The organism is Wolbachia endosymbiont of Drosophila barbarae, from assembly GCF_044752445.1.
In the GTDB taxonomy this organism is placed as follows: domain Bacteria; phylum Pseudomonadota; class Alphaproteobacteria; order Rickettsiales; family Anaplasmataceae; genus Wolbachia; species Wolbachia pipientis.
The window spans coordinates 1-2,607 of sequence record NZ_JBIXJM010000225.1; the positions used below are offsets into that span (position 1 = coordinate 1).

General features: G+C 35.4%; 2 protein-coding genes and 1 pseudogene. All 3 read right to left on the reverse strand.

The annotated features are described in order from the left end of the window. Positions 1-258: pseudogene (locus tag ACIPNH_RS05115) on the reverse strand (hypothetical protein); the annotation flags it as partial. A 22-nt stretch (positions 259-280) separates the two neighbouring features. Further along, on the reverse strand, positions 281-871 hold the full coding sequence (locus tag ACIPNH_RS05120; protein WP_400772077.1) for a COQ9 family protein: 591 nt from the start codon (positions 869-871) through the stop codon (positions 281-283). A gap of 6 nt (positions 872-877) precedes the next feature. After that, positions 878-2,431 carry a Mur ligase family protein gene (locus ACIPNH_RS05125; protein ID WP_264723973.1) on the reverse strand — a complete coding sequence of 518 codons (1,554 nt, stop codon included), beginning with the start codon at positions 2,429-2,431 and terminating at the stop codon, positions 878-880. Positions 2,432-2,607 lie beyond the last annotated feature (176 nt).

Below are 2,607 nucleotides of genomic sequence, written 5' to 3' on the forward strand. Positions count from 1 at the left end.
ATCCTTTCGTCGTGCTGTTGATTCTGCCTTCCTATGACCTGTTCGGACTATTATGAGAAATGCTATACTACTTTCATAGTAGCCTTTTAGCTTAAAATTGCTATTAAATCCACGTTTCAACAAATATTCACGTGCTTCTTCAATAAATTTATTTTCTTTTTCTTCATACTTTTTTATACTACCGTTATCTTCATGTTCTTTATGATCAGCATGAATATTTTTATTTTCACAAACCTTTTCAGGATCGTGCTCAAGTACTTTTCTACCAACAATCAATAGCTTATAAGAAATTTCCTATGATTCCTTTTAAGCGAGTTTTGAATTTTTGAAATGTCATGACATTGTTGATACGGTTATCAAGAAACGATAAAGTATCCGCAAAATCTTCTGAATAATCATTGATAAAAAAAAGTATCGTACTTAAGTACACTCCAGCTAATATTGCTCTTTTTGTATAGTAGTTAAAATCTGTTGATTGGTCATGAATGCCATACCAAATCGCACTAATAGTTCTGTATAAAAGTTTACTAGAAAAATATGTATTTTTTGGTGATACGGAGAATGATAAAACATTTTTTAAAAGTTCTCTATAATTCGGTAGCTTAGCATAGTTTGAAAGGTGTATTTGAATGGCTAACTTTACTCGCTCTCGCACTTTCATATCTTCTAAATTAGAATTCCTTAGTTCAGCATCCATTGAGCTATTTAAGTCCTCTGCTATGTGCTCCAAAGCGCTATATATTCCATTCTGAAATTTGCAAAAGCTATTAGCTAGATTAAGGTCAGTGCACACCTTTAATAGGGTTTCATCGCTTATCCCTTCAAATGGAATAACCCTAATTAGCTTATCTATTATTAACTTTTGTTCCACGCAACATCATACTAAACAGCATGTGTGATTGTACCTGAGATTTTCAAACATTCTACAAAATGCTTCACCACGTTCCTCGAAATTTTTCCATTGATCAAAAGAAGCACACGCGGGAGAAAGTAATATTGTTACTTCTTCTGCGCTATTTAAGGCCTCTTCAAAAGCCAATCTGAATGCATCTTCTAGATTGCAACATTTAACATAATCTACTTTATTCTCCATAACATTTGCAAAAGCTTCGGTTGATTCTCCAATAAGAAAAGCTTTTCTTACCCTTGTAAAATGCTTGCTTAATGATTCTATTCCACCTTTTTTGCTTCTTCCACCAACGATCCAATTTATGTTTTCATAAGATAAGATCGCCTTTTCGCTCGATTTTGCATTAGTTGCTTTGCTATCGTTCACGAAAAACACATTTCTTATTTTGCCAAGCAGTTCATTCCTATGCCTCAGTCCTGAAAAGGACTTGATTCCATTGATAATAGTGTTGCTATCTACTCCAAGTACCTTACATACGGCATATGTGGCTGCTATGTTTTCTGCGTTGGATATTAGGTTTATTTTCACGTCGCTTACTGATAAGCTATGATTCTCTAATTTTAACGAGATCTTCTGGATCCCAGTGCCCCTTTTGTCATCCAAGTAGCTGACACTGGGATCCAGATAATTTCGATCTATACCAGTAATCTGTTCACTATAATCAAGCAAATTGTTACCTGCCAATGATATTAGATCTCTTGCACCACCCTCTGTCATCTGAGTAGTTGGCAATGGTTTTTCTTTTCTGGATTCCAGCGTCACGCGCTGGAATGACATCGGGGAATATGTTACTGAGATTGGAATTTTGTCTCCAGTGAATTTGTTGAATATATCAGCAGTAATCTCATTGTCACATCCTATTACGGCAACCTCACTACCGTTTATCAGTTTTAATTTAGTTGCTATGTAGTTCTCCATACTTCCATGCCTATCTATGTGATCTGGTGTAATATTGAGCAGTGCTGAAATGTCCACGTTAATTTCATTCATCAACTCCAATTGAAAAGAGGAGAGTTCGATTACATAAATTTCTGCATCTCTTTCTAGATCCAAAACAGGAACGCCTAAATTTCCACCAATAGCTACTTTTTTCCCTGCAGATTTTAATATGTGCCCTATTAGTGATGTAGTGGTTGATTTACCATTTGTTCCTGTGACGCCTATTACCTTCTGGTTCGTAGTTTTAGCTTCAAGAAATAGCTCAATGTCTGATTTTATTTTGCAATCAAATCTCCTTGCAAGTTTTACTATCCAATGTGGCTCTGTTGGCACTCCAGGGCTTAAAACCAATGCACTGATCTCATGCCAATTGTATTCCTTGGGATGAATAAAATTACATTTTTTATACATCATTTTTGCATTTGCTATTTGCTCTTCATGATCATCCCATGCATATATTCTTGCACCACTCTTTGTTAGAGCGTTAATGGCGGATAAACCAGTTTTACCAAGACCAAAAACCGCAACGTTTTGATTTTTGTATTTGTTTAGTTGCACTGCTAGATAACTTATGCGAACCATTTTATAAAGATATCGTACAAACTACAACAGACTTCTTGCATAGGTCACAACTGTCATTCAATAGAAACGAAAAAACTTACTTGACACCCTCCGCCAGTCCCCTTATCATGAAACTGAAGCTATTGTATTTGCTTTCGCCAATCTGCAGATTAAAAGGTAAGGATTACTTAATGTAT

Coding starts and splice junctions, on each gene's coding strand:
- ACIPNH_RS05125 (WP_264723973.1), bottom strand. CDS start 2,431: ATGGTTCGCATAAGTTATCTAGCAGTGCAACTAAACAAATACAAAAAT.